This is a genomic window from Microbacterium sp. Bi128 (assembly GCF_918698205.1).
In genome coordinates this window covers 1-4,519 of the sequence record NZ_CAKKMM010000345.1, presented here as the reverse complement: position 1 = coordinate 4,519, position 4,519 = coordinate 1, and the positions used below count along the sequence as shown (strand labels likewise).

4 protein-coding genes are annotated in these 4,519 nt (G+C 67.2%); 3 read left to right on the top strand and 1 reads right to left on the bottom strand.

Going from position 1 to position 4,519, the window contains the following annotated elements; genetic code table 11:
• Positions 1 to 1,144 (top strand): ammonium transporter (locus LQV45_RS18685; RefSeq protein WP_230008307.1); only part of this gene is annotated, 1,144 nt, incomplete at its 5' end.
• Positions 1,141 to 1,479: a P-II family nitrogen regulator gene (locus tag LQV45_RS18680; protein WP_028276847.1), complete on the top strand. Its 339-nt coding sequence runs from the start codon at positions 1,141 to 1,143 to the stop codon at positions 1,477 to 1,479. The genes LQV45_RS18685 and LQV45_RS18680, both read left to right, overlap by 4 nt.
• Positions 1,480 to 1,695: 216 nt before the next feature.
• Here the strand turns inward: LQV45_RS18680 and LQV45_RS18675 are convergent, their stop codons facing one another.
• Positions 1,696 to 3,084: a glucose-6-phosphate dehydrogenase gene (locus tag LQV45_RS18675; RefSeq protein WP_230008306.1), complete on the bottom strand. Its 1,389-nt coding sequence runs from the start codon at positions 3,082 to 3,084 to the stop codon at positions 1,696 to 1,698.
• Between the two features lie 152 nt (positions 3,085 to 3,236).
• Here LQV45_RS18675 and ffh point away from each other — a divergent pair.
• On the top strand, positions 3,237 to 4,519 hold a 1,283-nt coding region (ffh, locus tag LQV45_RS18670; protein WP_230008305.1), incomplete at its 3' end, for a signal recognition particle protein.

Genomic DNA, 4,519 nt, shown 5'->3' with positions numbered 1-4,519 from the left:
CTTCGGCCTGCACAACTTCACCGAACCGGCCGACCTGCTCAAGGTCGGCTACGCGGCCACGTTCGCGATCATCACGGTGGCCCTGATCTCCGGTGCGGTCGCCGACCGCGCCAAGTACTCCGCATGGGTGGTCTTCACCCCCATCTGGGCCACCCTGGTCTACGCGCCGATGGCCTTCATGGTCTGGGGCGGCGGACTCTTCTCCGCGAATGGCTGGTTCGGCCAGACGTTCGCGCCGGTCATCGACTTCGCCGGCGGCACCGTGGTCCACATCAACGCCGGCGTCGCGGGCCTGATTCTGGTCCTGATCATCGGTAACCGCAAGGGCTTCGGCAAGGACCCGAACCACCGCCCGCACAACATTCCGTTCGTCATGCTCGGTGCCGCAATCCTGTGGTTCGGCTGGTTCGGCTTCAACGCCGGTGCCGCTGCCACTGTGGAGCAGGCCGGACTGATCTGGATCAACACCCTGGCCGCCCCGGCCGCAGCCATGCTCGGCTGGCTCGCCGTGGAGCGCTTCCGCGACGGTCACCCGACCTCCCTCGGTGCCGCGTCCGGCGTGGTCGCCGGCCTGGTCGCCATCACCCCGGCCTGCGCCAACGTCTCCCCGCTGGGTGCGATCGCCCTCGGCGTCGTTGCCGGTGTGGCTTCGGCGCTCGCCGTCGGCCTGAAGTTCAAGTTCGGCTACGACGACTCGCTCGACGTCGTCGGCGTACACCTCGTCTCCGGTGTTGTCGGCACGGTCGCAATCGGCTTCCTGGCCACCCCGACTCAGGGCGCCGCGGGCCTGTTCTACGGCGGCGGCACCACGCAGCTGGTCGCCCAGACCCTCGCGGCAATGATGGCCATCGTCTTCACCGCCGTGATGACCTTCATCATTGCCTTCCCGATCCACAAGCTCATGGGCTTCCGGGTTTCCCAGGAACAGGAAGTTGTCGGTGTGGACCTGAGCCTGCACGCAGAGACCGCCTACGAGTTCGGCGTCGGCGGGCACGGCGGCAGCTTCCAGCCGCTGCACGAACTGATCACGGGCAAGCCGATGGGCGGCGAGCCGCAGGAGGAAGGCACAGCCGCCGAAGTGCCGGTGGACGCCGCGTCCAACGGCAAGCAGAACGCAACGGGCAAGGAAAGTGTGGGGGCATGAAACTGATCACGGCAATCGTCCGACCGGAAAAGCTTGAGGCTATTCGCGAAGGCCTGGAAGCCTACGGTGTGCAGGGCCTCACGGTCAGCGCAGCCAGCGGCTACGGCCGGCAGCGCGGCTACACCGAGGTGTACCGCGGGGCCGAGTACAACGTGGACCTGCTGCCAAAGATCCGGGTGGAAGTCCTGGCCACCGACGAACAGGCGGACGACATCCTGGATGTCATCATCGCCAGTTCCAACACCGGCCGGGCCGGCGACGGCAAAGTCTGGACGATGGATGTGTTCGAGGCTGTCAGGGTCCGTACCGGAGAGCGTGGTTCGGCAGCGATCTAGCTGCCCCCGCTCCACTCCCGGAACGGGAGACAGGCAGGGCGTTGACACGGCACTGACACAGCGGGCCGGATACCTGAGAAGGTATCCGGCCCGCTGTGTCGTTGCTGCTTGTGTCGTTAGTGCTGTGTCGTTAGTGCTGTGTCGTTGCTGCTTGGTCGTTGCTGCTGTGTCGGCCCGGCACGCCGCAGGATCCGCGCTGGCCCTGCCGCGACGAATCTAGGCCGGCCAGCCCTCCGGCCCCGGGGTCCCGGCCGGATATTCCTCCAGCGGGACATGTCCGGCGGTCCAGGACTTCAGCACCGGCGCCAGGATGCGCCAGCAGTCTTCGGCCGTGTCCGCCCGCACCGAGAGCAGCGGATCCCCGGTCAGCACGCCCTCGAGCACTTCACCGTAGGGGAGGAGCTCGGAGGCGCTCAGTTCGGCCTGCAGCGTGGCCCTGTCCAGGCTCAGGACATTGCCCGGTCCGTTCACGTCGACGTCGAACTGCAGCGTGTCCGGGCCAAAGCCGATCCTCAGCTGGTTGGGGGCGTCCACGCCGGTGAACCCCTTCGGAAGGTGCGGCACCGGCCGGAAGGTCACCACGGCCTCCTTGCGTTTCTGGCCCAGCGCCTTGCCTGAGCGCAGGATGAACGGCACGCCCTGCCAGCGCCAGTTGTCGATCTCCACCTGCACCTCGGCGAGGGTTTCAGTAGCCCTGGACGCGTCCACGCCCTCCTCCTTGGCGTAGTCCGGGATGTCCCGGCCGTTGATCGAACCCGCCGTGTACCGGGCCCGGCGGCTGCTTTGCCGGTAGGGGGCCTTGATGCTGCTGGCCCGCAGCACGGTGGCCACGGCATCGCGGAGATCGCGTTCGTCCACGGATGCCGGCGGCTCGATTGCCATGAGGGCCATGATCTGAAGCAGGTGGCTTTGGATCATGTCACGGAGCGCCCCGGCGCCGTCGTAGTAGCGGGCGCGGCCTTCGAGGGCGAGGTCCTCGTCGAAGATGATCTCGATTTTTTCGATGTTCTGCCGGTTCCACACCGGCTCCAGGAACGTGTTCGCGAAGCGCAGGCCAAGGATGTTCAGGACCGTTGCCTTGCCGAGGAAGTGGTCCACGCGGTGGATGTGGTCCTCCTGGACCAGCGCGGCCAGCGTCTTGTTCAGGTGGCGCGCCGACTGCTCGTCTGAGCCGAACGGCTTCTCCATGACCAGCCGGGTGCCGGCGGGCACGTCCTCCGGCGCCAGGGCCTCGCACGCGAGCTGGCTGACCCGCGGCGGCAGGGCGAAGTAGACAGCCACAGGCCCCTCCAGTTTCGCCAGGAGCCCGGCGAGCTGGCCCTCGGCCGTGACATCGAGCTGGTGGTAGGTGCTCTCCTTGCGGATCCGCTTGAGCTCCCGCTTGCCGTGGGCGTCGGCCTTGGAGTCCTCGTCCGCGAACGACTCCTCGATCCGGCCAAGCCACTGCTCCGGCGTCCAGGGGTCCGATCCCGCTCCCGCCAGGGCGAGGCCGTCGGCGCGGCCCCGGGCCACCAGGCGGGCAAGCCCCGGTAACAGGAGCCTTCCGGTGAGATCGCCGGAAGCGCCCAGGATGAGCAGGGTTTTTACAGTTGTTTGGCTGGTCACCTACGCCAGCATGCCATCTTGAAGGCGCATCTTGGTACCCTAGATAGTCGAGTCCTGTTGTCGTGGCGGTTCGTCCAGGCGAATACCAGTCGCGACGCTGGCGTGCCGCACCGGCCGCCACCTGTAGATCCACTGAAAGAAGTGCACGGCGCGTGTTCAATTCACTCTCTGACCGGTTGACAGCAACCTTCAAGAATCTGCGTGGCAAGGGCCGCCTGACCGAGGCGGACGTTGACGCCACAGTCCGCGAGATCCGGCGTGCCCTCCTGGACGCCGATGTCGCTGTTCCCGTGGTCCGGGAATTCACCGGCCGCGTGCGCGAGCGTGCCCTCGGCGCCGAGGTCTCCGGGGCGCTGAACCCGAGCCAGCAGATCGTGAAGATCGTCAACGAGGAACTCGTCGAGATCCTCGGCGGCGAGACCCGCCGGATCCGCCTGGCCAAGACCGGACCCACCATCATTATGCTGGCGGGCCTCCAGGGCGCCGGCAAGACCACCCTGGCCGGCAAGCTCGCCAAATGGCTCAAGTCCCAGGGCCACAGCCCCATGCTGGTGGCCTGCGACCTCCAGCGGCCCAACGCCGTCACCCAGCTGCAGGTGGTCGGCCAGCGCGCCGGCGTACCCGTGTTCGCCCCGCACCCGGGCGCCACGTCCACCGAACTGGACCACCCTGCCGGTGACCCTGTCGCCGTCGCCCGTGACGGCGTCGAGGAAGCCAAGCGCACCCTGCACGACGTCGTGATCGTGGACACCGCCGGCCGTCTCGGCGTCGACGCCGAGATGATGGAGCAGGCGCGCCAGATCCGCCGCGCGATCGTCCCGAACGAAGTCCTGTTCGTGATCGACTCCATGATCGGCCAGGACGCCGTCAACACTGCCCTGGCCTTTGACGAGGGCGTCAACTTCACCGGCATCGTGCTCTCCAAGCTCGACGGCGACGCCCGCGGCGGCGCCGCGCTCTCCGTCGCGTCGGTGACCGGCAAGCCGGTCATGTTCGCCTCCACCGGCGAAGGCGTGGACGACTTCGAGCTCTTCCACCCGGACCGCATGGCCTCGCGCATCCTCGACATGGGTGACGTCCTCACCCTGATCGAGCAGGCCGAGAAGTCCTGGGACAAGGATGAAGCCGCCCGGATGGCGAAGAAGTTCGCCGACCAGGAAGACTTCACCCTCGATGACTTCCTCGCCCAGATGCAGCAGATCCGCAACATGGGCTCCATGAAGAAGATGCTCATGATGATGCCGGGTGCGCAGAACATCCGCCAGCAGCTGGAGCAGTTCGACGAGCGCGAGATCGACCGCGTCGAGGCCATTGTCCGCTCGATGACCCCGCACGAGCGCGTGGCTCCGAAGATCATCAACGGCTCCCGCCGGGCCCGTATTGCCCGCGGTTCCGGCGTGCACGTCTCCGAGGTCAACGGACTGCTGGAACGGTT